The sequence below is a fragment of the Microvirga sp. P5_D2 genome, from assembly GCF_054049475.1.
Window position 1 is genome coordinate 50271 of the sequence record NZ_JBFUMH010000006.1, and the last position, 26338, is coordinate 76608.

Consider the following 26338-nt stretch of genomic DNA (forward strand, 5'->3'; position numbering starts at 1 on the left):
GCCGATGACGCCCGTCACGACCTTTGCTGGCAAAACTCTTGCACTCTTCGGCCTCGGCGGTTCGGGGCTCGCGACGGCGCTCGCCCTGAAAGAGGGCGGGGCGCACGTGATTGCCTGCGACKACAATCCGGCGAAGATGGCGGAGGCTGAAGGGCAGGGCATCGAGACTGGCGATCTGCGCCAGATCGACTGGTCGAAGGTGTCGGCGCTCGTTCTCTCGCCCGGCGTTCCGCTTACTCATCCCGAGCCGCATTGGTCCGCGAAGTTGGCAAAGGAAGTCGGCGTCGAGATCGTCGGCGATATCGAATTGTTCTGCCGCGAGCGCGCCAAGATTGCGCCGAACGCGCCGTTCATCGCGATCACTGGGACAAACGGCAAGTCCACTACGACGGCGCTCATCACGCATATCCTGCGCGAAGCCGGCCGGGACGTTCAGATGGGCGGTAATATCGGTACGGCGATCCTTTCGCTTGAACCGCCCGCCGACAACCGCATTCACGTGATCGAATGCTCCTCGTTCCAGATCGATCTCGCACCCTCGCTTAACCCGACCATCGGCGTCCTTCTCAACCTGTCGCCGGATCATCTCGACCGGCATGGGACGATGGAGAGTTACGCGGCGATCAAGGAACGGCTGGTGGCGAATGCACAACAGGCCGTCATCGGCATTGATGATGAGCTGAGCTGCATGATTGCGGACAGATGTGCTGCAGAGGGTGTAAGCGTTTCACGCCTCTCGCTCATGCCGATAGGGGCCAAGGGCGTCTTTGTGGATCGCGCAATGTTGATCCACGTGACGAATTTCGAGGCCAGATCCGTCGCGGATCTTGCTGGTATCGGTTCTCTGCGCGGCGATCACAATGCGCAGAACGCTGCGGCGGCGGTTGCCGTCGTTCTCCTCAGCGGCATCGATCCTCAGACTATCCAGCTCGCCCTTCGCACCTTTCCAGGTCTACCCCATCGCATGGAAGAGGTCGGGCACATCGGCGGGTCGCTTTTCATCAATGATTCCAAGGCCACCAATGCCGATTCGACGGAGAAGGCGCTCAAGTCCTTCAACGACATCCTTTGGATTCTCGGCGGCAAGGCGAAGGAAGGCGGCATCGAGCCGTTGCGTGAATATTTCCCGAAAATCCGCAAGGCATACCTGATCGGTACGGCTGCGGAAGGTTTTGCCAGGACGCTCGGCAACGATGTGCCCTATGTCCGCAGCGAAACACTCGACAAGGCCGTCGAACAGGCAGCTTCGGATGCCCAGACTATGAACGGCCCGTCGGTCGTTCTCCTGTCGCCCGCCTGCGCGTCCTACGATCAGTTTCCAAATTTCGAAGTGCGCGGAAATCGGTTCCGCGAATTGGTCCGGGCATTGCCCGGTATTGAGGCCAAGGGGGCCTAAAGAGATGGTGTCGCGCGCGGAACGCTCGGCTTTCAGCGATTGGTGGTGGACGGTCGACCGGCTGCTACTGGCGGCGCTCGCGATCCTCGTGCTCGCCGGCCTCGTCTTTCTCATGGCCGGCGGCCCGCCCGTCGCGGAGCGGTTGGGGCTCTCGACATTCCACTTCGTGAACCGCCAGGCGATGTTCCTTCTGCCGGCGCTGCTCATCATGCTGCCGGTCTCGTTCCTGTCCCTGCGCCACATCCGGCGGCTCGCGCTGCTGGTCTATATTGGCGGCATGGCGTTGATCATGCTGGCGTTCCAGTTCGGCCCCGAGATCAAGGGCGCGCATCGGTGGATCGTGATCGGCCCACTCGGCATCCAGCCGTCCGAGTTCGTGAAGCCCGCCTTCGTCGTGCTCGCCGCCTGGGCCTTCTCGGAGGGTGCGCGGCGCAAGGATATGCCGGGTGCGCTGCTCGCGCTGATGCTTCTGCCCGCCACGATCGTCCCGCTCATCCTTCAGCCGGATTTCGGCCAGACCATGCTTGTCACCATCGTGTGGTGCGGGCTCTTCTTCGTCGCCGGTCTGCACTGGTTCTGGGTGATGGGCCTTGGCGGCGCGGGCCTGCTAGGCATCGTCGCGGCCTATGAATTCCTGCCGCACGTGCGGGCCCGTTTCGAGCGCTTTCTCGACAAGGAATCCGGCGATACGTTCCAGGTAGACACCGCGATGGAATCCTTCTCCCGCGGCGGCTGGCTCGGGCGTGGTCCGGGCGAGGGCACCGTCAAGCGCATCCTTCCCGACGCGCATACCGACTTCATCTTCGCAGTTACGGCGGAGGAATTCGGCATCATCGTGTGCCTGTGCCTGTTGATGCTCTTCGCCTTCATCGTCTTGCGCGGCCTCATGCTCGCCAAGCGCAGCGAGGACACGTTCTGCCGTCTGGCGGCAACGGGCCTTGTCCTCATGTTCGGCCTCCAGGCCTGCATCAACATGATGGTGAACGTTCACCTCATGCCGGCAAAGGGCATGACGTTGCCTTTCATCTCCTATGGCGGATCCTCGCTGCTGTCGTTGGCGCTGGGAATGGGCTTCCTCATCGCGCTCACGCGCCGCCGCCCGCGCGCCGAAATGATGGAGAACTTCAATCAGGATTGGCCGCGCGGATGAATGCTCCCCTCATTCTCCTGACCGCCGGTGGAACAGGTGGGCATCTGTTCCCCGCCGAAGCCTTGGCGAATGCGCTGAAAGCGCAGGGCCTGCGCGTGGCGCTTGCCACCGACAAGCGCGCCAATGCCTATGCGGGCTCCTTCCCGGCGGATGAGATCGTTGAGATTCCGTCCGCTACGCCATCGGGTCGTTCCGTGCCGCAGATCGCGAAGGCGGCGCTTATGCTTGCGCAAGGCACGCTCAAGGCGACTTCCGTGATCCGCCGCATGAAGCCCGCCGTGGTCGTGGGCTTCGGCGGCTATCCCACCGTGCCGCCCGTGATCGCCGCATCGCTTTTGAAAGTGCCGACCGTCATTCACGAGGCGAACGGCGTCATGGGCCGTGCGAACCGGCTGCTTGCCCGGCGCGCTTCCGCCATCGCGACGGGTTTTGCCGATACCAAGGGCATTCCGGCCAATGTGCCGGGCAGGGTCTTCCAAACCGGCAACCCCATCCGCCCGGCTGTTCTGGAAGCGGCGAAGCAGGCTTATTCTCCGCTTACATCTGATGGGAAGCTGCGGCTTCTCGTCGTGGGCGGCAGCCAGGGCGCCCGCGTGATGAGCGATGTCGTGCCGCCCGCTATTGAGCTTCTGCCGCAGGAGCTGCGCTCGCGTCTTTCCATCACCCAGCAGGCGAGGGGAGAGGATCTGGAGCGCGTGCGCGCGCACTACCAGCGCCTTGGCGTGGAATTCGAGGCCGAGCCCTTCTTCCAGGATCTGCCGCAGCGCCTTGCGAAGGCGCATCTGGTCGTCTCGCGCTCGGGCGCTTCGACGGTGGCGGAGCTTGCGGTGATYGGCCGTCCCTCGATCCTCGTGCCCCTGCCGGGCTCGCTCGATCAGGACCAAGCGGCGAACGCGAAAACCCTTGGAGACCTTGGCGCTGCCATCGTTCTCCCGCAATCGGAGTTCACTCCTGAGCGCCTGGCGGCGGAAATCCGCTCCACTTTTCAAGCGCCTGACCGCTTGACCAAAGCCGCTTCCGCTGCACATAGCGCCAGCATCACGGACGCAGCCGAGCGCCTCGCTCAGGCCGTGCTCCAACTGATACCTGATAACAAGAACGGAATGATTTCATGAAACTGCCGCCGAAGCTTGGTCCCATTCACTTCATCGGCATCGGTGGCATCGGCATGTCGGGCATCGCCGAAGTCATGCATAATCTGGGCTACAACGTTCAGGGTTCTGACGCCGCCGACAATTACAACGTGAAGCGCCTCGAAGACAAAGGCATCAAGACCTTCATCGGACACAAGGCCGAGAATGTGGAGAATGCCGAGATCGTCGTTGTCTCCACCGCGATCAAGCGCGACAACCCGGAACTGATCGTGGCGCGCGAGAAGCGCCTGCCTGTCGTGCGCCGCGCCGAGATGCTCGCCGARCTSATGCGCYTCAAGTSCTGCGTCGCKRTSGCCGGCACCCAYGGCAAGACCACGACGACSTCGMTSGTCGCRRCGCTGCTCGATGCSGGYGRWCTCGAYCCSACCGTCATCAATGGCGGCATCATCAATGCCTATGGCACCAACGCCCGCATGGGCGACGGCCAGTGGATGGTGGTGGAGGCAGACGAGTCCGACGGCACCTTCCTGAAGCTTCCCGCCGACGTCGCCATCGTCACCAATATCGACGCCGAGCATCTCGACCATTTCGGCACGTTCGATGCGATCAAGGAAGCCTTCCATTCCTTCATCAACTCGATCCCGTTCTACGGCTTCGCGGTTATGTGCATCGATCATCCGACGGTTCAGGATCTCGTGGGCCGCATCGAGGATCGCCGCATCATCACCTACGGCGAAAACCCGCAGGCCGATGTGCGCATCATGGATATCGATCCGCGTGGCGGACAGACCAAGTTCCGCGTCATGATCCGCGACCGTCGCCCCGGCTTCCGTCTCGAGCTCGAAGACCTTGTGCTGCCGATGCCCGGCGCACACAACGCCCTCAACGCCACGGCGGCGATTGCGGTTGCGCATGAGCTCGGCGTCTCGCCGGATGCGATCCGCAAGGCGCTTGGCGGCTTCGGCGGYGTGAAGCGGCGCTTCACCCGCACGGGCGAGTGGAACGGCGTCACCGTGTTCGACGATTACGGTCATCACCCCATCGAAATCGCGGCGGTGCTGAAAGCCGCGCGAGCCTCGACGGATGGTCAGGTGATCGCTGTGGTGCAGCCGCATCGCTACTCGCGCCTGCACTCGCTCTTCGATCAATTCTGCACCTGCTTCAACGATGCGGATGCTGTGATCGTTGCTCCGGTCTATGCGGCAGGCGAGCAGCCGATCCCGGGTGCCGACCGCGACGGTCTCGTGTCTGGTCTCAAGGCACGCGGACATCGCAACGTGATGGCTCTGGAAAAGTCGGAAGAGCTGGCAGGCCTCATCAAGGGCGTTGCTAAGCCGGGCGATTACGTGATCTGCCTCGGCGCAGGCAACATCACGCAATGGGCCTATGCGCTTCCGGGCGAGCTCGAGGCGCTTGGCGAGAAAGCGGCTTGATAATTTGTGGCACAGCCCAAGGTTTCCTCATCCTGAGGGGAGCGCATTGCGCTCGTCTCGAAGGACGAGGAAACCACTTCCAGTGTTCTCTGGAGACGCCCTCGTCCTTTGAGACGCGAGCCATGCTCGCTCCTCAGGATGAGGCCTGTGGAGTGGTTGATGTTTCCTGATCTCGTTCCTGAACTCAAAGCAGCCATGCCCGAACTGCGCGGCAAGCTGGAAGCGAATGCGCCGACAGCACCGTTGTCGTGGTTTCGCACGGGCGGGCCGGCGCAGGTGCTGCTCACGCCGGCCGATGCGGATGATCTCGCTTACTTCCTGCGACGCCTTGATCGAAGCATTCCCGTCCTCGTGGTCGGCCTCGGCTCGAACCTGCTCATCCGCGATGGCGGATGGGAGGGTGTGATCATTCGATTGGGCAAAGGCTTTGCCGAGGTCTCTGTCGAGCCGGGCCTGCGCGTTCGGGCCGGTGCCGGTGCTCCCGACGTGAAGGTGGCCCGCGCTGCCGCGGAGGCCGGTATTGCCGGGTTGTCCTTCCTGCGCGGCATTCCGGGAGCCATCGGCGGCGCGCTTCGCATGAATGGCGGAGCCTATGGCGGCGAGACGAAGGATGTGGTCGTCGAGGCCAAGGGCATCACCCGCACAGGCGAGCCGGTCTCCTTCACCAATGCGCAGATGGGCTTTACCTATCGGCATTCGAGCGTGCCGGACGATGTGATCTTCACCGAAGCCCTGTTCGAGGGACGTTCGGGCAATCCGGAAGAGATCCTCGCCGAGATGAATGCGATCACCGAGGCGCGTTCCTCCACTCAGCCCGTCAATACGCGGACAGGCGGCTCGACCTTCAAGAACCCGCCGGGCAAGAAGGCCTGGGAGCTTGTCGACGCGGCCGGATGCCGGGGGCTGCGAATCGGCGATGCGCAGGTCTCCGAGATGCACTGCAACTTCCTGATCAACCACGGCTCCGCCACTGCCGCCGAGATCGAGGGACTGGGCGAGGAAGTTCGCCGCCGGGTCCGCGAGATGTTGGGCGTCGAGCTCGAATGGGAGATCAAGCGCGTCGGTCGCGTTCAGGCGTAAACACACCCCGAATCACTTTGTTAACGCCCGGCTGCTTCATTGAGCTGGGTGCCAATCCAAGGAGCAGATCATGGCCAAGCACGTTGCCGTCCTCTATGGCGGCTGGTCGGCGGAGCGCGAAGTCAGCCTCAGCACGGGCCGGTCCTGCTGCAAGGCCTTGGAAGAGCAGGGCTACAAGGTCACTCCCATCGACGTACAGCCCGATATCGCCACCGTACTCCAGGCCACCGCGCCGGATGTGGTGTTCAATGCGCTTCATGGACCAGTGGGAGAGGACGGCACCATCCAAGGACTGCTGGAAGTCTTAAGGATTCCCTATACGCATTCGGGCGTTCTGGCTTCCGCCCTCGCCATGCAGAAGGACAAGGCGAAGGTCATCATGGCCGCCGCCGGCGTATCGGTTCCAAAAGGCGTGGTCGTTAACCGGATGGAGGCGGCGAAAAGTCACGTTCTGCCGGCTCCCTACGTCGTCAAACCGATGAACGAGGGCTCCTCGAAAGGTGTTATCATCGTGCGCGAGGACCGCTCCCATCCGCCGCAGGAACTGCTACGCGAGGACTGGGCTTTCGGGGATGAAGTCCTTGTAGAATCATATGTTGCGGGCCGCGAACTGACTTGCGCCGTCATGGGCGACAAGGCCCTCGGGGTCATCGATATCCGCCCTGCGACCGGGGTCTTCTACGATTATGATGCAAAGTATGTGAAGGGCGGCTCCATTCACGTCCTCCCGGCAGAAATTAAACCGAATATTTACCAAAAGGTCCAAGAGTTGGCATTAACGGCGCATCAAGCGCTCGGCTGTCGGGGAATCAGCCGTGCCGACTTACGGTACGATGATACTCCCGGGGGAACGGGGGAACTCGTTGTCCTGGAGGTTAACACCCAACCCGGCATGACCGAGACGAGCTTGGTGCCAGAACTGGCAGCCCATGCGGGCTATACGTTTGGCGAGCTTGTGCAATGGATGGTGGAGGACGCTACCTGCAACCGATGACGGCCTACCCGGCCGGACGTACGGTTGCGCATGCTGCCTCCGGAGGCCGGAGGCCAGCTCCCCGAATCAAGAAATTCTTTGGCTCCTCCAAGAGCGTTCGCCGGCGGTCTTCCGGCGTTCCCATCGAGCAGCGCGTTCCGCGCTTCCTCGGCACCTATCTCGCCCTCGGCTTCTTCACCGGCGTCGTGACCCTCGGCCTCTGGCAAGGCGGCCACCTCGACAGCTTCATCCGCGACAACGGCCAGCCGCATCATGCACTGGCCCGCGCCGTCGGCCTCGGCTTGGAGCAGGTCACCATTTCCGGCATCTCGCAGATCCGCGAGAACGAGGTTCTGGCTGCCGCCGGCATCAATTCCAAGCTGTCGCTGGCCTTCCTCGACGTGAACGATCTGCGTGAGCGCCTCGAGCACGTGCCGCTGATCAAGAGCGCGACCGTGCGCAAGCTCTATCCCAACGAGCTGGTGATCGGCCTCACTGAGCGTGAGCCCCATGCTCTCTGGCAGAACAACGGCGAGCTGTTCATCATCGCCGCCGACGGCACCGTGATCGATCTCATGCAGGACGAGCGCTTCGTCGATCTGCCTTTCGTGGTGGGCGAGAACGCGAATGTGCGCAGCAAGGATTATCTGGCACTGCTCGAATCAGCCGGTCCTCTCAAGAACCGCGTTCGCGCCGGCACGCTCGTCGCCGGTCGCCGCTGGACGCTCAAGATGGACAACGGCATGGACGTGCGCCTGCCGGAACTCGGCGCCGCCCAGGCGATGGCGCGGCTCGTGAAGCTCGAGGAAGAGCAGAAGATTTTGGAAAAGGACGTTCTGGCGGTCGATCTGCGCATGGCGGATCGAGTCGTGGTTCGTCTGTCGGAAGAAGCGGCAGTGGCTCGCGCCGAGTCGCTCAAGAAGAAGCCAATGCGCGGCAAGGGGATCGACACATGAGTCTCTCGGGTCACGGCCTGACACCGCGTCTGAAGCCGCTCTCGGCGAACAAGAGAGCCATCCTCTCTGTTCTCGATATCGGGACCAGCAAGGTGGTGTGCGTGGTCGCCGAGCTGAAGCCGGCGGACGAAGTGGAATCGCTGCGCAGCCGTACCCACGTGGCGCGCATTCTCGGCATCGGTCATCAGCGCTCGGCCGGCCTCAAGGGCGGCGTCATCGTCGATCTCGAAGCGGCCGAGACCGCGATCCGCCAAGCGGTTCACGCCGCCGAGCGGATGGCGAAGGTCGAGATTCAGTCGGTGATCGTCAACCTCACCGGCGGTCGTCTCGCTTCCGAGCATTTCGATGCGCATGTGCCGGTACGCGGCGCGGTCGGCGAAGGCGATGTGCATCGGGTTCTCGATGCCGCATCCGCTTACGATCTGCGCCGGGGCAGGGCGGTTCTTCATGCGCTGCCGACGGGCTTCTCGCTCGATCAGCAGAACCACATCGTGGATCCCGCCGGCATGATCGGTGAGCGTCTCGGCGTGGACCTGCATGTGGTGACGTCGGAGTCCGCGGCTGCACGCAATCTCATGCTCGCTGTCGAGCGCTGCCATCTCGGCGTCGAGGCCGTGATCGCCTCTCCCTATGCGGCAGGCCTCTCGGCACTGGTCGATGACGAAGCCGATATGGGCTGCGCGGTTGTCGACATGGGTGCCGGCACCACGAGCGTGGGCATCTTCTCCAACGGGCATCTGGTTCACACCGATGCCGTCGCCGTCGGCGGTCACCACGTGACCATGGACATCGCGCGCGGTCTCACGACCCGCGTGTCCGCAGCCGAGCGGCTGAAAACCCTCTACGGCTCCGCGATCTCTTCGAGCGCGGATGACCGGGACATGATCGCGGTGCCGCAGGTCGATGAGGACGAACGTGACGTTCCGAATCATCTGCCCAAGTCACACCTCGTTCGCATCATCAAGCCGCGGGTCGAGGAAATCCTCGAACTCGTGCGCGACCGCCTGAAGAGCGCGGGCTTCGCAGCCCAAGCCGGACGGCGCGTGGTGCTGACGGGCGGCGCAAGCCAGCTCGTCGGGCTGCCGGAAACGGCACGCCGCATTCTGCAGGGTCAGGTTCGTGTCGGGCGTCCGCTCGGCATCAAGGGCCTGCCGGAAGCGGCGAAGGGCCCCGCCTTTTCGGCGGTGGTCGGCCTCCTGGTCTACCCCCAGGTGGCGCATATCGAGTATTTCGAGCCGCGTTCGAGCGGCTTGTTTCAGAGTACGGGAACCGACGGCTACTTCTCGCGGGTGGGCCGGTGGATTCGCGATAGTTTTTAAAGCGTAACGCGATGACGCGGCGGGTCATCGCGGGAGTTCCAAGTCAACAAAAGTAAGCGTCGGCCAAACGCTGTCAGTGAAAAAGGCCAAAGAGGCACAGGTCATGGCAATCAATCTGCAAGCTCCGGACATCCGGGAACTCAAGCCGCACATCACCGTCTTCGGCGTCGGCGGCGCCGGCGGCAACGCTGTGAATAACATGATCGAGTCCGGTCTGGAGGGCGTCGAGTTCGTGGTGTCGAACACCGATGCGCAGGCGCTGGCCTCCTCGAAGGCTCCGCGCGTGATCCAGATGGGCATTCAGGTCACCGAAGGCCTGGGCGCAGGCTCGCAGCCGGAAGTCGGCCGCGCCGCCGCTGAAGAGGTGATCGACGAGATCCGCGATCAGCTCGCAGGCTCCCACATGGTGTTCATCACCGCCGGCATGGGCGGCGGCACCGGCACCGGCGCTGCTCCGGTCGTGGCACGCGCTGCCCGCGAACTCGGTATACTGACGGTCGGCGTCGTCACGAAGCCGTTCCAGTTCGAAGGCGTGCGCCGCATGAAGCTTGCCGAGTCCGGCATTGCCGAGCTGCAGCAGGCGGTCGATACCCTCATCGTCATCCCGAACCAGAACCTGTTCCGCGTCGCCACGGAAAAGACGACCTTCGCGGACGCCTTCTCCATGGCCGACCAGGTGCTCTACTCGGGCGTTGCCTGCATCACCGACCTGATGGTCAAGGAAGGCCTCATCAACCTCGACTTCGCCGACGTGCGCTCCGTCATGCGCGGCATGGGCAAGGCCATGATGGGCACGGGCGAGGCATCCGGCGAGAAGCGCGCGATCCGCGCCGCCGAGGCCGCCATTGCCAACCCGCTCCTCGACGACGTGTCGATGAAGGGCGCTCGCGGCCTGTTGATCTCGATCACCGGCGGCAACGACCTGACCCTCTACGAACTCGACGAAGCCGCCACCCGCATCCGCGAGGAAGTGGATCAGGATGCCAACATCATCCTCGGCGCAACTTTCGACGAGAGCCTGGAAGGCATCATCCGCGTCTCCGTCGTGGCGACCGGCATCGACCATGCGATCATGGAAAACGGCGGCGACCTGACTGCCACCGAGCAGCGGATCTCCGAGGTGGCCGAGCGCCTGCGTGCCGAGGCCCGGGCTCGTGCCACGCACACCCAGGCCGTGCCGACCTTTCGCGCCACCCCCCAGGCTGAGTCGTTGAGAGCTGCTCAGATCCTGACGGAAGGTTCTCCGGTTCTCGCTCCGGCCCCGGTTGCCATGGCTCAGCCCATGGAACCCACTCCGCAGCCGGTGGTTCGGGACGACGTGATCCTCACCCCCGCCCAGCCCCGTCAGGCCATGGCTTATGAGGCTCCGGCCCCGCAGCAGCCCGTCTACGACGAGCCGATGCAGCAGGATGCTTTCATCCCGCCGCAGGCCGAGCGCGCCATGCGCCCCGCCCGCATGCCTCGGATCGACGAGCTGCCGATCCCGGCCCAGAACCAGATCCGCGCTAGCCGTGGCGAAATGGACCCAGCCCACGAGCACAAGCCGTCCCTGATCCAGCGTCTGGCCACCATGGGCTTCGGACGTCGTGAGGAGCCGCAGCACGCTCCGGTCGAGCAGGCTCCCCGCCAGGAGGCTCCGCGCCAGCAGATGTCTCCGGTTCACGCCGAATACGCCCGTCGCCCGGTTCCCCAGGCGCAGCGTCCGGCGCAGGCTCCCGGTCAGCGGAGCATGGAAGACGATCAACTGGAGATTCCGGCCTTCCTTCGCCGTCAAGCGAACTAAGCTTAACCGGAATTGTTACAAGATTAGCCCCCGGTCGCGATGCGACCGGGGGCTTTGCTTTTAAAGCCGTTTATTAACAAATGGTTAAGACTTATCCACTCTGTAACAGAACGTAAGAAAGCGTGATTTGGCCTAGCCTGACCGGCCGACTATGTTGCCCCTATCCAAAAGGGCAGGAGCTTTAATCCCAGCCCGTCAATCAGTGATTTTACTACAGCGAACGCCGGCCGCCGCCTGAGGGGATATCCAGCAAGCAGCGATGTTGTTCGAGGTTCAGAGATAATGAAGCAAAGCCATCAAACCACACTCCGCGCTGCCGTTACCCTGGTCGGAATCGGCGTCCATTCGGGAGATGAGGTGAAGATGATCCTCCACCCCGCGGAGGTGAACCACGGCATTGCCTTCCTGCGCACCGGCCTTCCGGGCGGCCTGGACCGTCTCATCGATGCCCGCCACCTGGCTGTGACCGCCACCGAGCTCTGCACCGTGATCGGCGATCGCGAGAGCGGCGCCGTGGCCACCATCGAGCACCTCATGGCCGCTCTCACGGGCCTCGGCATCGACAACGTGCTCATCGAGATCGATGGGCCGGAAGTGCCGATTCTCGACGGCAGCTCAGCTCCCTTCATCGACGCGGTCGATCAGGTCGGCATTGCCGTCCAGGGCGCGGCCCGCCGTTACCTCAAGGTTCTCAAGCCCGTCCGCGTCGAGCAGGGCAGGGCATTCGCCGAGCTGATCCCCAACGAGCGCGCCTTCCGCCTCGATGTGGAAATCGACTTCCCCACGGCCGTGATCGGTCGCCAGCGCAAGGTCATTGACCTCAGCCCCTCCGTGTTCCGTCGCGATATCTCCCGCGCCCGCACCTTCGGGTTCATGCGCGATGTGGAAAAGCTATGGAGCGCCGGTTTCGCTCTGGGCGCATCGCTCGAGAACACCGTCGCCATTGGCGAGGACGGGATCATGAACCCGGAAGGCCTGCGCTATGCCGACGAGTTCGTGCGCCACAAGCTTCTGGACGCAGTCGGCGACCTGTCCCTCGCGGGCCTTCCGCTGCTAGGCACCTACCGCTCCTATTGCGGCGGCCACCGCCTGAACTTCTCCGTGCTTGAGGCCCTGTTCTCCAGCCGCTCCAACTACGCCATCGTGGACGCCGCTCCCCGGCGCGAGACGGGCTATGCGGAAGTCGGCAGCGCGGCCATGACGGCCTTCGCTCAAGAAGTCCACTAAGGTTTTTCTTCCCTCTGGCGTCACCATTCCATAAAGTGGTGCATCGGATTGATCCCAAAAGTGCAAATCCACTTTTGGGTCCGATGCTCTAGCGCCCATTGGCCGCAGTCTTTCTTGCGGCCTGAATCGATCACATTGGGTAAAGCCGTCGCGATGGGGTTGGCTCTTGACCCCTGCATAGGTTAAAGAACCTCTGGTGCATCGTTTAAAAATCGTCGAGCACGGATTTTGGAGGACCGCGAAGCCATGTCTTTCGCGAAGGTTTACTTGAGCTTGAGAGCCGCTGCGGGGCGTGCGCTGCTGGTCGGCGCCTGCGGCTTGGCGCTTGCTGGCTGCGACACCCTTTCTTCGATCAACCCGTTCGACAAGAGCGAAACCTACAAGCCGGAGGTCGTCGCCGACGTTCCGGCTGAACAGGTCTACAATGACGGCCTTGCCCGCATTCAGAACCGGGATTTCGAAGGCGCCGCCAAGAAGTTCAACAGCCTGGACCGCCAGTACCCCTATTCCGAGTGGGCGCGCAAAGGGCTAATCATGGAAGCCTATGCCACCTATGAAGGCGGCATGTATGAGGAATCCATCACCGCTTCGAAGCGCTACCTCCAGCAGCATCCAAACACGCCAGATGCGGCCTATGCGCAGTACCTGATGGCGTCGTCCTATTACGATCAAATCCCGGATATCACCCGCGACCAGGAGAAATCCGAGCGCGCCATTCTCGCGCTGCAGGAACTGGTCCAGCGCTATCCCAGCTCCGAATACGTGGCCGACGCCAAGAAGAAGATCCAGGTAGCGAGCGACCAGCTCGCCGGCAAGGAAATGGAAGTCGGACGCTTCTACCTGCAGAAGCGCAATTATTCCGGCGCCATCAACCGCTTCCGCGTCGTGGTTTCGCGCTATCAGACGACCCGCCACACGGAAGAGGCTCTCGAGCGTCTCACCGAGGCCTACATGGCCATGGGCATCGTCAATGAGGCGCAGACCGCAGCCGCCGTTCTCGGACACAACTTCCCTGACAGTCCTTGGTACAAGGACGCCTATGCCCTGCTGACCAAGGGCGGCGTTGAGCCGCGCGAGGACTCCCRGTCCTGGATCAGCAAGGCGTTCCGTGGCGTTCCCCAGGTCGGTCAGCGGGCGGGGTAAGCCTCACCACACATGCTGATCCAGCTGGCGATACGCGACATCGTCCTCATCGACAGGCTTGAGCTTCATTTTCATGAGGGCCTTAGCGTCCTCACGGGTGAAACCGGTGCTGGTAAATCCATCCTGCTCGATGCTTTTGCATTGGCCCTTGGCGGACGCGGCGACGGCAGCCTTGTCCGCCACGGTGAGTCTCAGGGACAGGTCACGGCTGTCTTCGACTGCCCCATGGACCATCCGGCTCGCCGGATCGCCTATGAGTCCGATATCGATATAGATGGCGACCTGATCCTCCGCCGTGTTCAGGTGGCGGACGGACGCACCCGCGCTTTCGTGAACGACCAGCCCGTTAGCGTTCAGGTGCTGAAAGCCATCGGCTCGGCCCTGGTCGAAATCCACGGCCAGCACGATGATCGCGCCCTTGTCGATCCCGTAACCCATCGTGCCATTCTCGATGCCTTCGGGGGCCTGAGCGAAGAGCTTCAGGCCGTCAGCAATGCGTCGCGCCGGGTGCGCGATGCGCGAACTGCTTTGCAGGAACACCGCAGCCGCATCGAAAAGGCCCGCAAGGAGGCCGATTTCCTGCGCCATGCGGTGGGGGAACTGACGAAGCTCAATCCACTGGCCGGTGAGGAAGAGGCTTTGGCCGAGCGTCGCGTCATCATGATGCAATCCGAAAAGGTTGCTCAGGATCTCAACGATGCCTTCGAGGCCGTCGCCGGCACGTCCTCGCCCGTTCCAGAACTCTCCGCCGCCGTGCGCAAGCTCGAACGGCGCAGTGCCCAGGCGCCGACGCTCGTGGAATCCAGCGTGCGTGCCCTCGATGCCGCCCTCATTGCCATCGACGAGGCTCGTGCGGCTTTGGAAGAGGCCATCCGCGCGACGGAATACGATCCCCGCGAGTTGGAGCAGACGGAGGAGCGCCTCTTTGCTCTTCGCGCCGCCGCCCGCAAATACGATGTGTCCGCCGACGAGCTGGCGGCCCTGCGCCAGCGGTTCGAGGGCGATGTGGTTGCCATCGATGCGGGCGAGGAACAGCTGATCGGCCTGGAAAAGACGCTCAAGGAGGCCGATCAGGCTTATCTTGCCGCGGCGCAAAAGCTTTCAGCCGGCCGCAAGAAGGCCGCCCAGGCTCTCAATTCAGCTGTTCAGGCCGAGCTGCCGCCCCTGAAGCTGGAGCGGGCCAAGTTCATCACCGAGATCAACACGGATGAGGCCAGCCGCGACCCGGCGGGCTTCGAGCGCGTCGAGTTCTGGGCCCAGACCAATCCGGGCACCCGTCCCGGCCCGCTCATGAAGGTGGCGTCCGGCGGCGAGCTCTCCCGCTTCATGCTGGCCCTGAAGGTGGTGCTCGCGGATAAGGGCTCGGCTCCGACCCTGGTCTTCGACGAAATCGATACCGGTGTCGGCGGCGCGGTGGCGGATGCCATCGGCCAGCGTCTCGCGCGTTTGTCGCGCCGCGTACAGGTCATGGCCGTTACCCACGCCCCGCAGGTGGCTGCCCGCGCCCAAACCCATTTCCTCATCGCCAAGGAAGGCGTTCGCGGAGCCGAGGACCGGGTCGCGACCCGTGTCGTGCCCCTCGAAGCCGCTCCGCGCCGCGAGGAGATCGCTCGGATGCTTGCCGGCGCCACGATCACCGAAGAGGCAAGAGCCGCTGCCGCGCGCCTTCTGGAAGCGGCGGCGCATTAAACCAATCTCCGCACTGGAGACTCCCGTGAGGAGCGCTATGGTTCAATCGATCTTATCCTCGATTCGAACATGCCAGCAAAAAACGCTCCCTCCCTGAAGCCTGTCGATGAACTGACGCCCGCCGAGGCGCGTGCCGAGCATGAGGCGCTGGGCGCCGAAATCGCGGAGCATGACCGGCGCTATTACGAAGAGGACGCGCCGACCGTCTCGGACGCGGAATACGATGGCTTGCGCCAACGCTATGAAGCGCTGGAGGGGCTGTTCCCCGAGCTAAAGACCACCGAGAGCCTGACGCAGAAGGTCGGCTCCAAGGCATCCGAGAAATTCGCCAAGATCCGGCATCGGGTGCCGATGCTCTCGCTCGCGAACGGCTTCACGGACGAGGAGGTGGAGGAATTCGTCGAGCGCATCCGCCGCTTCCTGCAATGGAAGGCCGATGCGCCGCTGTTCTTCACCGCCGAACCCAAGATCGATGGCCTCTCGCTCAGCCTGCGCTACGAGAAGGGCAAGCTCGTCACGGCGGCCACGCGCGGCGATGGCGCTTTAGGCGAAGACGTCACAAACAATGCGCGTACCGTGGACGATATTCCGCATGTGCTAAAAGGTGCGAATATCCCCGATGTCTTCGAGGTCAGGGGTGAGGTCTATCTCTCGCACAAGGATTTTGCGGCGATCAACGAGCGGCAGGAAGCGGCGGGCAAACCGGTCTTCGCCAATCCACGCAACGCGGCGGCGGGCAGCCTGCGCCAGCTCGATCCCAAGATCACCGCATCGCGTCCCTTGTGCTTCTTCGCCTATGCCTGGGGCGAGGTGAGCGCCATGCCGGCGGATACGCAATCCGGCATGATGGAAGCACTTCGCGGCTTCGGCTTCCATGTCAACAAACTCACGCGCCGCTGTGCCAGCATCGCCGAGATGCTCGAGCATTACCACGCTATTGAGACGGATCGCGCCAATCTCGGCTACGATATCGATGGCGTCGTCTACAAGGTCGATGATCTTGGTCTTCAGCAACGCCTCGGCTTCGTTTCGCGTTCGCCGCGCTGGGCGCTGGCGCACAAGTTCCCCGCGCAGAAGGCGGTGACGGTGCTGGAAGGCATCGAGATCAATGTGGGGCGCACGGGTTCGCTCAATCCGATCGCGCGGTTGCGTCCGGTAACTGTAGGTGGGGTCGTCGTGTCGAACGCGACGCTGCACAACGAGGATTACATCAAAGGCATCGGCGGAAACGGCGAGAAGATCCGCAACGGCGTCGATATCCGCATCGGCGACACGGTTATCATCAACCGCGCGGGCGACGTGATCCCGAAGGTGCTCGATGTGGTGCTGGAGAAGCGCCCGACCGATGCGAAACCTTACGAGTTTCCCACACAATGTCCGGCCTGCGGCAGCCATGCGGTGCGCGAGGTCAATCCGCGCACGGGCAAGGAGGATGCGGTGCGCCGCTGCACCGGCGGCCTCATCTGCCCGGCGCAGGCGCGTGAGCGCCTGAAGCATTTCGTCTCGCGCAACGCCTTCGACATCGAAGGCATGGGCGATCAGCGCATCGACGAATTCTATGAAGAAGGATTGGTGCAGCGTCCGCAGGACATCTTCACATTAGCCGAGCGCAATGCGCGCAGCCTCAAGCGGCTCGAAAACCGCGAAGGGTGGGGCGAGACCAGCGTCAAGAATCTGTTCGCCGCCATCGAGGCGCGCCGTTCGATTTCGCTCAACCGCCTCATCTTCGCACTCGGCATTCCGCATATCGGCGAGACCTCGGCGCGTCTGCTCGCGCGCCATTTCGGCACCTTCGAGGCACTGCGTGAGGCGGCGAAGGCCGCAGCCGATCCTGCGTCGGAAGAACATGCGGACATCACCTCCATCGGCGGCATCGGGCCTGTAGTGGCGGAGGCCGTCGTCGAGTTTTTCAAGGAAGCGCACAACGAGGAGATGCTCGATGCGCTGCTAGCCCAGGTGAAGCCTGAGCCGATGGAAGTGCCCGCCACCACGCATTCGCCCGTCGCCGGCAAGACGGTGGTTTTCACCGGTTCGCTCGAACAGATGACCCGCGAGGAAGCCAAGGCCATGGCCGAGCGGCTGGGCGCCAAGGTTGCGGGCTCCGTCTCCAAGAAAACCGATATCGTGGTCGCGGGGCCCGGAGCGGGCTCGAAGCTTGCGAAAGCGGCCGAGCTTGGCCTTCAGGTCATGGACGAGGATGGATGGTTTGCGCTCGTCGGGCGGAGCTGAGACTTCCATCCAAGACATAAGGCTGCCGCTATGGCATGGTGTGCGCCATGAGGTTGGTGACTCCTGAAGTCTCGCTCGATGCCGGCCAAATGGCGGCGGGCGACGTGACGCATTTCTGGCGGGTGCAGCGGTATCGCGGCCTCGACTGCCTGCGCGCGACGTTCCGGCGTCATTCCTATGCCCGCCATACGCATGAAACCTATGCCATTGCGGCCATTCTCGACGGGTGCGAGACGTTCTTCCACCGGGGCGAGCAGCATTATGCGGGCAAGGGCAGCATCGCCATCGTTTGTCCGGACGAGATCCATGACGGCGAGCCCTATGGCGAGAGCTTCGAGTACCGCACGATCTATCCATCGCCCGAGCTGATGCAGGAGATCGCGGAGGATATGGCCGGGCGGCCATTGGCGCGCCCGCCATGGTTCCGCCGTTCGGTGGTCGAAGATCCCGAACTTGCCTTCACGCTGGCCCGGCTCATGGCCTGTCTTTCACGAGAGGGCATGCCCGCCAGCGAGTTTGAGCAGGACACGCGCCTGATCGGTTTTCTCACTACCCTGATTGCCCGGTGGGCGGATCTCGATGGCCTGCCGCCCGTTCAATTCGGGTCGCGGGGTGTTGCACGGGTGAGCGCCTATCTCGATGCGCATCTTGATCGCGAGGTCGAGCTTGCGGAACTCGCCAAGCTTGCGGGGCTCTCGCGCAGCCACTTCATTCGCGCCTTTACCAAGGATACGGGGCTGACCCCGCACGCGTATCTCCTGGACAGGCGCTTCAGGGCCGCAAGCCGCCTGCTCATGAAAGGTGGGGCCCCGGGCGATGTGGCGGCCGCCTGCGGATTTTTCGATCAGAGCCACCTGAACCGGGTGTTCAAGGCCCGCATGGGCGTGACGCCCGGCGCTTATCGGACCGCCTAAACCGCACTTTTATCCAAGACGGAATGCTCATTCTGCCTCATGAGAAGGCGCAATGAGGAGCGTCATGGACCAAGCCAACCCCTTCATCTCCACCCGCCGGCGTGAAGTCAGGGCGGGCCTGCGCGATATCGCACCCGTGGCGGTCGCTGCCCTTCCCATCGGGATGCTCTTCGGGGCCGTTGCCGCCTCGAAAGGCATCTCGGCGCTGGAGGTCATGCTCATGTCCGCCCTGGTCTTCGCGGGCGGCGCGCAGTTCGCGGCCATTGAAGCCTGGGCTCATCCGGCACCCATCGCGGCGTTGGCCTTCGCGACACTGCTCATCAATGCTCGCCATGTGCTCATGGGTGCATCCCTGTCGCCCAAGGTGCAGATGTCGCGGGCACAGGAGTTTCTCGCTTTCTTCTTCCTGACCGACGAGGCCTGGGCTTTGTCGGAGCGCCGCGCGCTCGAACGCCCGGTAACAGGTGCGTATTGGGCCGCAATGGCCGTCGTGCTGTGGGCGAACTGGACCTTGTCCACGACCCTCGGCGCGGTGCTCGGTTCCTTCCTCGGCGATCCGGCGCGCATCGGCGCGGACTTCGCCTTCACGGCGCTTTTCATCGGGCTTGTCGCAGGGTTCGGACGAAGCCGCGTGACATTGATAACGGTCGGCGTCAGTGCAGGTGTCGCGGCGCTTGTGCATTACTTCATCGGTGCGCCGTGGCATGTGGCCTCCGGCGCTTTGGCCGGCATCGCGGCGGCTTATCTCGCGGCTCCGAAGGAGGTACAGCCATGAGCCTCGACATGACGACGCTTCTCGCCATCATCGCCATGGCTGTGGTGACTTACTTCACGCGTGTCGCGGGTCTCTTCGTTGCGGACCGCCTTGTGCTGACGGGCCGCGCGAAAGCAGCGTTTGATGCCATTCCGCCTGCCGTGCTCGTTTCGGTGATTGCGCCGACTGCATTGACGACGGGATGGGCGGAGGCACTGGCCGCGGCCATCACGGCCTTCGTCGCTTTTCGCTTGCCGCTGCTGGCGACAATCGCCGTCGGTGTGGTGTCGGTCGTGGTGTTGCGGAACGTGTTATAGGCGCTTGCACGCAGCTCTTGCTTAGACACGTTTCCGTTCCACCGCCTCATCCTGAGGAGCCCATGGAGTGGGCTCCTCAGGATGAGGTTTTTATGTGTGAGATGAGAGCAAAAAGATTGCGATGCTCGCTCAGATCGCCCGTGTCGCATTCTCGAGCCAGGCACGCGTATCGCCATCGAGATGCGGCGAGATTTTTTCGCGCACGGCTGCGTGATAGGCATTGAGCCACGCGATCTCGTCCGCATTCATGATGGCGGGTTCCACCAGACGCAGGTCGATGGGCGTGAAGGTGAGGGTCTCGAAGCCGAACATTTCGCGGTCGCCGCCAGGGATCTCGCGCGGTTCCACGAGAATCAGGTTCTCGATGCGGATGCCGTAATCGCCTGCCTTGTAGAACCCCGGCTCGTTCGACAGCATCATGCCCACTTCGAGCGGTGTGTGCCCGGTCTTGGCGATGCGCTGCGGCCCCTCGTGCACGGAGAGATAGCTGCCGATGCCGTGGCCGGTGCCATGATCGAAATCGAGGCCCGCTTCCCATAGGGGCTTGCGCGCGAAGGCGTCGATCTGGGCGCCGGTCGTGCCTTTCGGGAACACTGCTTGCGCAATGGCGATATGGCCCTTGAGCACGCGGGTGAAGCGATCCTTCATCTCGGGCGTCGGCTCGCCGACGATGATCGTGCGCGTGATGTCGGTGGTGCCGTCCTCGTATTGCGCGCCGGAATCGATGAGGAAGATCTGGTTGAGTTCAAGCTTTCGGTTGCTCGAACTCGTGACCCGGTAATGGGGCAGGGCGGCGTTGGGGCCGGCGCCCGAGATGCTCGGGAACGAGACGTTCTTGAGAGCGCCCGTCTCGACGCGGCTGGCTTCCAAAGCCTCGACGACGTCGATCTCTGTCAGCTGTCCCTTTGGAGCCTCGCGATCGAGCCAGGCGAGGAAACGCGCAACCGCCACGCCGTCACGCAGGTGGGCCGCGCGCGATCCTGCGATCTCGGCCTCGTTCTTCACGGCCTTCATGAGCGCGATGGGGTCTGCTCCCACATCCACCGTGCCACCCGCCGCCTCGATGCGGCGGATCAAGGCGACGGCGCCCGTGCCGGAATCGATGCGAACCTTGCCGCCCTTCTGTCCCAGCGCATCGAGCGCGCTCTGGAAGGTGCCGATCGGCGCGAACTCGGCGAGGTCGCCCACCGCGTCGCCCGCCTCGTTGGTGATTTTCACCGGATCAAAGAACAGGGTCGCGCGGCCATTCTTCGGCAGCACCGCATAGCCGAGAGGCAGGGGCGTGTGCCCCACATCGCCGCCGCGCAGGTTGAAGGCCCAGGCGAGGTTGTGAGGATCGGAGATCACGAGGGCATCGATCTTGGCCGAGGCCATCTTCTTGCGGATGCGCTCCAGCTTCGTCTCGGAGGTCTCGCCCGCATAGTCGAGGGGATGAGGCCGTACGGGAGCCTGCGGCGGGGCAGGGCGGTCCATCCAGATCACATCGACGAGGTTGATGTCCACGGGAGCCAGCTTGCCGCCCGCGCGCTGGACAGCCTGTTCCAGGCGCTTGAGACCGTCACTGGTGTGCAGCCAGGGGTCATAGGCCAGGATGCCGCCCTCCGGCAGGTTCACGGCGATCCAATCTTCCGGCGACAGATCCGCCAATTGGACGGGGGCGATGACGGACGTATCCACCTGCTCGGCGGCCTGGACCGTATAGCGYCCGTCCACCATGAGGGCCGCCTTGTCCTTGAGAATGACGGCCATGCCGGCGGAACCGGTAAAGCCCGTGAGCCAGGACAGGCGCTCGGCGCTTTTCGGCACATACTCGCCCTGGTGCTCGTCGGAGCGGGGAACGATGAAGCCATCGAAGCCCCTACGGCTCAGCTCGGCCCGCAGCTTGGCGATATGGGCCGGACCCTGGGAAGGAGTGGTCGTGTCATCGAAGAATTGAAACTGGGCCATCCGAGGCAGCACCGATCATCAGGTTGGAAGATTGGCAGCACGCTAAAACGGAGCGATGCAGCCTGCAACTGCGATCAAGCGCTGAAAACCTGCCTAGAAAGAAACCCTGTTGCCCGCTTGTTATGCATCCTGCGCCTAATCATTAACGCTTAGTGACGATGCGCTGCAAAATATGCATGGCTCGCATGCGACAGCCCTGTCTACTACTAAAGTCGATGGTCGCTTATATCCAACATAACAAGAAAACAGAGGAACGCTGAGCCGAAGGGTCTCGCCACCGATCTGTTGGAGATGAACCAATGACCACAGCCGTTTTTGCTTCCACCTTCGTCAATGCCGACAATGCCCCGTCCAAGTCTTCAGGCTGGATGTCGAGATTCCTGAATGCGCTCATCGAGAGCCGCGTCCGTACCGCTGCGCGCGAGCTGCGCCGTCACGAGGCCTTCCTCCGTGATCTGGATCGCCGGCAGGAGCACTCCCCGGTCTTCTTGATGCAGGATAAATCCCTGCCGTTCAAAGTCTAAGAACCTGTTTTTTACCGCTTAAGAGAAAGCAAAAATCATGATCATCGTCGTCGCCCTCAAGGCCGCCCGTGAAATCTTCGTCGAAGCCGTCAAGCTCCGCCGCGAGCTGGCAAAGCGCTACCCGGGCGTGATGGCCGAGTAAGCCTGCTCTTTCGCGCCGAGCGCGAAAGAGAATTGTTCAATGCTGGTGGGGTTGCGGACGTGTGCTGCCCCGCTTCAGCACAAGCGCCGCCCAGCCTTCCAGATCGTACCGGCGCTGGAGATACCAGCCCTGATGCGCATAGGCTGAGAGCACGCCGGGAACGTCATGGGCCAGAAGGCCCGACAGAATGAGCGTTCCATCATTAGCTGCCACCCGCGCCAGCGAGGGTGCAAGGATCCGCAAGGGCTTTGCCAGGATGTTGGCGAAGATCAGGTCGAAATGACCGGGACGGTCGGCATCCGCATGGCGCGTGCCAGGGCCGACATAAAGCCTCATCCAGGGCGCGATGCCGTTGAGGCGCGCATTCTCCTTCGCCACCCGCACCGCTTCGGGGTCGATATCTCCCGCGATCACCGTCCGCTTCAGAACCTTAGCCGCCGCAAAGGCCAGGATGCCGGTGCCAGTGCCCACATCCAGAACATGACGCGGCGTGCGGATCTTCAACTCATCCACGAAAGCGCGAAGGCATCCCAGCGTGGTGCCGTGATGGCCCGTGCCGAAGGCAAGGCCTGCCTCGATCTCGATGGCAATGTCGTTGGTCCGGCGATCGTCCCGGTCATGCGAGCCATGCACGAGAACGCGGCCCGCGCGAACGGGCTTGAGGCCTTCCAGTGAGGACTTCACCCAATCCTTCTGCTCGAGGGGCAGGAACACGCCCTTATCCGCTTCGGCCCCGACGATCGGGCGCACCAGGTCGCGGATCGCGGCTTCGTTCGGCTCGTGGGCGAAATAGGCCTCCAGCAGCCAGGGGCCGTCCTCCACCGTCTCGAAAGCGGCAACGGCCGTCTCAGCAGGGTCGAAGATTTCTCCGATCAGATCCGTCATCACGCGCGCGGAGCGCTCGTCGGTGGTGATCCGGAAGACGTGGGTGGGGCGATTGGGGTGCAGACCTTCAAGCATGGAACCGCCTTAGCGCATCGTGCGCCGGAGGTCACGCGCCTTGTTACGCCGCAGCCGCTGCGAGCTGGAGGTGTAGGCCGTCGATGGAGACGCGGTTTCTTCCCGATGACTTCGCCCTGTAGAGGGCAGTGTCGGCCCGCTCGATCAGATCCTGGATATCCCGGTCGCTGTCGCGCGCATGGGCACCGCCGATGCTCACGGTCACGGGCAGGGCCTGTCCTTGGTGGGAGATTGCCGCAACCTCGACGGCGCGGCGAAGATCCTGGGCCACACCCATGATCACGTCATGGCCGATCTCGCGCAGGAGAACGATGAACTCCTCGCCGCCGAAACGGGCGATGGTGTCGCTGGAGCGCAGAACCTTGGTCATGGTCGCGCCGACGGCGCGGATTACTTCGTCACCGGCCGCATGGCCGTAGGTGTCGTTCACCTTCTTGAAGAAGTCGATGTCGATCACGAGCACGGCAAAAACGCGTCCGTATTGCCGGAACTGGTGGAAGGCCTCGTTGCCCATGGCGTCGAAGCCGCGCCGGTTGAGGAGGCCGGACAGGGCATCGGTCTCCGCCAAATGGCGCAGGGCGGACATGTTCTTCTCGTGCTGGGTGGAGGCATCGACCACTCGCTGCTCCGCTGCGCCGGCGCGACGCAGGAGCGAGCGCAGGGCGGCCGACAGACGCGCGATCTCCGCCGATCCTTCCACGCGGGGGAGGAGGGTCATGTTCGGGTCGCGCCCGATCCGGTCGGCTGCTTCCGTGATCGTATGCAGGGGACGCGCGATGCCCCGCGCGATGAAGAAGGCGCAGATGAGGCCGGCGAGGGCCACTGCCAGACCAAAGCCCAGGATCGTCCAGACAATGCCGTAAGCGGCGGCGAAGGCAACGCTGTCGGGTTGCCGGGAAATGATGATCCAGTTGAAGCCGGGATAATCCCGATAGCCCGAGGCGACGGCAAAGCCGGTGAGGAACTGGTCCGGCGCGGAATCGTCCTCGAACGCTCCCTGCTTGGTCTCGCGCATCCGCTTGATCTGCTCATCTGAGAACGGCTTCTGGCCAACCTGGGGACCGAGCAGCATGGTTCCGTCGCTGGCGAGGATCCAGAGCGACTCTTCTTGTCGGTTGGAGTGGTCGAGAAGGGTCTGTCGCGCCTCATCTGCCCAAGTCCAGCTCAAGTGCGCTCCGAGCACGCCGATGATCTGCCCGTTCGCATCCCGCACAGAGGTCGCGACGTCCACGAAACGGAACGGCTCGTTGTTCGGCGCGGCGCCGAGAAGCCCGGCGAGAAGCTTGGCCTCATGCACGTCCTCGACGGTGGGTCCTTTCAGGCCATGCTGGAACCAGGGCCTCGTCTGAACGGACATGCCTTCGAGCATTCCCTGCGTCGCGGCCTTCACATTTCCGTCGGTGGTGGCGAAACCGATCCAGGCATAGTCGGGGAACGACTTCTGAAGCTGGTCGATGACCTGCCGGATCTGGGCGGGGTCGCCTGCCCAGATGTCACGCAGGGCCTCGAAGGAAGCGATGTTGCGGGCTTCGCGGAAGCGCTCGAACATACCGCGGTCGAGCAGGGAGGCCATGGTCGCCGCCGTGCGGGCCGCATCCGACATCACTGCCTCGCGAATGCGCTGCTGGGCGATATAGGCCGCGCCGATGGCGGCTCCGCAGACGAGGCCGAGGCACAAAAGGCCTACCAGAATCGATATCTGCTTCTGCAAAGACAGACGCCGCATTCCAGTCTTCATCATCGTCGGAAGGCCCCATTCCCATGCGGTGCGGCATTTCTTTGCTCGGACGCCTGCACACCGACACTGATCGCAACCGCGATTTCTTTAAACTCTTACAGAACAACGTTCACGCTGAGAAGAGGCCACTAAAGGCCAAGCTTGACGGCTGGACGAGGGATACCTTCCGGATATGCGCGGGGCCGGCCCAAGTCCATCCGGTTCAGAGAGCCTGCACTTCCGCCTCTGCAGCCTTGAGAGCCTGAAGCTTCTCCGCTTCCTTTTCCTTATAAGCGCGCTGCGTATCCGTGATGTAGTCGCGCACGATGGGGGCTGCATCGCGCTTGCGGGCGAGCTGCATGTGGAACACGAGCTGGCTGCCCGTGGTGAACATGGTCTCCGCGCTGATCAGGTAGAACTCGAACATGCGGCAGAAGCGCTCGTCGTACATGGCCGCGATCTTCTCGCGGTTCGCCTCGAAGCGGCGGTGCCAGTGGTTGAGTGTCTTGGCGTAATGCAGGCGCAAGAATTCGAGATCCGTCACCCAGAGCTGGTTCTGCTCGACGACGGGGAACACCTCCGACAATGCCGGAGAATAGGCGCCGGGGAAGATGTACTTGCGCAGCCACGGGCTTGCGGTGCCGGGCGGGCTCATCTTGCCGATGGAGTGCAGCACCATCAATCCGTCATCGTCGAGCAGCGCGTTCACCTTGGCGAAGAACTCGCCGTAATGATGCACGCCCACATGCTCGAACATGCCGACAGACACGATGCGGTCGAAGCGCCTGTCCATCTTGCGGTAATCGAGCAGCTCGAAACGCACGCGATGGGAAAGCCCTGCTCGTCGCGCCTTCTCGTTCGATAACTCGTACTGCTCCTTGGAGAGCGTGACGCCGGTAACGTCCACGTCTTCCATCGAGGCGAGATAAAGCGCGAGATCGCCCCAGCCGCTGCCGATGTCGAGGATCTTCAGTCCCGGCTTGAGCTGCGCCTTCGATGCGACGAGGCGCAGCTTGTTCTGCTGCGCCTCTTCGAGGGTATCGTCATCGTTGATGAAATAAGCGCAGGAATACTGCATGCCCTTGTCGAGAAAGAGCTTGTAGAAATCGTTGCCCAGATCGTAGTGATGCGCCACGTTCTGTTGCGCCTTGCCGACAGGGTTCGCCTGCTGGAAGCGCTTCACGGTGCGCGAGATGCGCTTGAGCACGCTCTGCAACGGATAATTCGCCAGCGTCGAGCGGTTCATCGAGAATAGGTTCAGGAAGTCGCGCAGGCCCGAGCCATCCTCGAAGCTCATGCGCCCGTCCATATAGGCTTCGCCGGCATGCAGCTCAGGGTTCAGGACGAGCTTGTGATAAAGCGACTTGTCCGTCAGCCGCATTGTTACACTGGGTCCGGGCTTCTCCCCGCCGAACACATGCACGCCACCCTCGGCATCGATCACCTTCAACGTGCCCGAACGGATAAAGGATTTCAGCATGTGGGACAGGGGGAACATGGCAGCCTCTCAAGCTTAAGCGATTTGCGGCGGATGGTTCCACAGTTGCAGGCATATGGCTAGTGGGCAGGTGTCTCCCTTGCCGTCATGGCC

21 protein-coding genes are annotated in these 26338 nt (G+C 63.1%); 17 read left to right on the top strand and 4 right to left on the bottom strand.

Going from position 1 to position 26338, the window contains the following annotated elements; all coding sequences use genetic code 11:
* Positions 1-4: 4 nt before the first annotated feature.
* From murD to ACXJKO_RS04085, 16 genes are all read left to right on the top strand, one after another.
* Positions 5-1396, top strand: a complete 1392-nt coding sequence (gene murD / locus ACXJKO_RS04010; protein WP_457089787.1) for a UDP-N-acetylmuramoyl-L-alanine--D-glutamate ligase — start codon at positions 5-7, stop codon at positions 1394-1396.
* Positions 1397-1400: 4 nt separating this feature from the next.
* Positions 1401-2546: an FtsW/RodA/SpoVE family cell cycle protein gene (locus ACXJKO_RS04015; protein ID WP_457089788.1), complete on the top strand. Its 1146-nt coding sequence runs from the start codon at positions 1401-1403 to the stop codon at positions 2544-2546.
* Positions 2543-3661: an undecaprenyldiphospho-muramoylpentapeptide beta-N-acetylglucosaminyltransferase gene (murG, locus tag ACXJKO_RS04020; protein WP_457089789.1), complete on the top strand. Its 1119-nt coding sequence runs from the start codon at positions 2543-2545 to the stop codon at positions 3659-3661. Before ACXJKO_RS04015 ends, murG begins: the two co-directional genes overlap by 4 nt.
* On the top strand, positions 3658-5073 hold the full coding sequence (gene murC, locus ACXJKO_RS04025) for a UDP-N-acetylmuramate--L-alanine ligase (RefSeq protein WP_457089790.1): 1416 nt from the start codon (positions 3658-3660) through the stop codon (positions 5071-5073). Before murG ends, murC begins: the two co-directional genes overlap by 4 nt.
* A gap of 159 nt (positions 5074-5232) precedes the next feature.
* On the top strand, positions 5233-6153 hold the full coding sequence (murB, locus tag ACXJKO_RS04030) for a UDP-N-acetylmuramate dehydrogenase (protein WP_457089791.1): 921 nt from the start codon (positions 5233-5235) through the stop codon (positions 6151-6153).
* A 70-nt stretch (positions 6154-6223) separates the two neighbouring features.
* Complete coding sequence (locus ACXJKO_RS04035; protein WP_457089792.1) at positions 6224-7147, top strand: D-alanine--D-alanine ligase; 924 nt, start codon at positions 6224-6226, stop codon at positions 7145-7147.
* Positions 7114-8082 (top strand): cell division protein FtsQ/DivIB, encoded by a 969-nt coding sequence (locus ACXJKO_RS04040; RefSeq protein ID WP_457089793.1) that lies wholly within the window; start codon positions 7114-7116, stop codon positions 8080-8082. The genes ACXJKO_RS04035 and ACXJKO_RS04040 overlap by 34 nt, the downstream gene beginning before the upstream one ends.
* The gene (gene ftsA, locus ACXJKO_RS04045; protein WP_457089794.1) at positions 8079-9401 is read left to right on the top strand and encodes a cell division protein FtsA; all 1323 of its coding nucleotides are present in this window, start codon (positions 8079-8081) and stop codon (positions 9399-9401) included. Before ACXJKO_RS04040 ends, ftsA begins: the two co-directional genes overlap by 4 nt.
* Before the next feature lie 103 nt (positions 9402-9504).
* Positions 9505-11184, top strand: coding sequence for a cell division protein FtsZ (gene ftsZ / locus ACXJKO_RS04050; protein WP_457089795.1), 1680 nt, complete (start codon positions 9505-9507; stop codon positions 11182-11184).
* A 282-nt stretch (positions 11185-11466) separates the two neighbouring features.
* Positions 11467-12411 carry a UDP-3-O-acyl-N-acetylglucosamine deacetylase gene (gene lpxC, locus ACXJKO_RS04055; RefSeq protein WP_457089796.1) on the top strand — a complete coding sequence of 315 codons (945 nt, stop codon included), beginning with the start codon at positions 11467-11469 and terminating at the stop codon, positions 12409-12411.
* Between the two features lie 246 nt (positions 12412-12657).
* Entirely contained in the window at positions 12658-13554 is an 897-nt protein-coding gene (locus ACXJKO_RS04060) for an outer membrane protein assembly factor BamD (protein ID WP_457089797.1), read from the top strand.
* Between the two features lie 12 nt (positions 13555-13566).
* Positions 13567-15243, top strand: a complete 1677-nt coding sequence (gene recN / locus ACXJKO_RS04065; RefSeq protein WP_457089798.1) for a DNA repair protein RecN — start codon at positions 13567-13569, stop codon at positions 15241-15243.
* 69 nt (positions 15244-15312) lie between these two features.
* The gene (gene ligA / locus ACXJKO_RS04070) at positions 15313-17472 is read left to right on the top strand and encodes an NAD-dependent DNA ligase LigA (RefSeq protein WP_457089799.1); all 2160 of its coding nucleotides are present in this window, start codon (positions 15313-15315) and stop codon (positions 17470-17472) included.
* 47 nt (positions 17473-17519) lie between these two features.
* On the top strand, positions 17520-18386 hold the full coding sequence (locus ACXJKO_RS04075; protein WP_457089800.1) for an AraC family ligand binding domain-containing protein: 867 nt from the start codon (positions 17520-17522) through the stop codon (positions 18384-18386).
* A 64-nt stretch (positions 18387-18450) separates the two neighbouring features.
* Positions 18451-19161, top strand: coding sequence for an AzlC family ABC transporter permease (locus ACXJKO_RS04080; RefSeq protein ID WP_457089801.1), 711 nt, complete (start codon positions 18451-18453; stop codon positions 19159-19161).
* Entirely contained in the window at positions 19158-19457 is a 300-nt protein-coding gene (locus ACXJKO_RS04085) for an AzlD family protein (RefSeq protein WP_457089802.1), read from the top strand. The genes ACXJKO_RS04080 and ACXJKO_RS04085 overlap by 4 nt, the downstream gene beginning before the upstream one ends.
* Positions 19458-19586: 129 nt before the next feature.
* Here the strand turns inward: ACXJKO_RS04085 and ACXJKO_RS04090 are convergent, their stop codons facing one another.
* Positions 19587-21404, bottom strand: coding sequence for an aminopeptidase P family protein (locus ACXJKO_RS04090; protein WP_457089803.1), 1818 nt, complete (start codon positions 21402-21404; stop codon positions 19587-19589).
* Between the two features lie 299 nt (positions 21405-21703).
* On the opposite strand from ACXJKO_RS04090, the gene ACXJKO_RS04095 reads away from it, so the two are divergent.
* The gene (locus ACXJKO_RS04095; protein ID WP_457089804.1) at positions 21704-21928 is read left to right on the top strand and encodes a hypothetical protein; all 225 of its coding nucleotides are present in this window, start codon (positions 21704-21706) and stop codon (positions 21926-21928) included.
* Positions 21929-22106: 178 nt separating this feature from the next.
* Here the strand turns inward: ACXJKO_RS04095 and ACXJKO_RS04100 are convergent, their stop codons facing one another.
* The 3 genes from ACXJKO_RS04100 to ACXJKO_RS04110 form a co-directional block, all read right to left on the bottom strand.
* Positions 22107-23030 carry a 50S ribosomal protein L11 methyltransferase gene (locus tag ACXJKO_RS04100; protein ID WP_457089805.1) on the bottom strand — a complete coding sequence of 308 codons (924 nt, stop codon included), beginning with the start codon at positions 23028-23030 and terminating at the stop codon, positions 22107-22109.
* Positions 23031-23073: 43 nt separating this feature from the next.
* Complete coding sequence (locus tag ACXJKO_RS04105) at positions 23074-24756, bottom strand: sensor domain-containing diguanylate cyclase (RefSeq protein ID WP_457089806.1); 1683 nt, start codon at positions 24754-24756, stop codon at positions 23074-23076.
* Between the two features lie 214 nt (positions 24757-24970).
* Positions 24971-26245 (bottom strand): class I SAM-dependent methyltransferase, encoded by a 1275-nt coding sequence (locus ACXJKO_RS04110; RefSeq protein WP_457089807.1) that lies wholly within the window; start codon positions 26243-26245, stop codon positions 24971-24973.
* Positions 26246-26338: the final 93 nt, after the last annotated feature.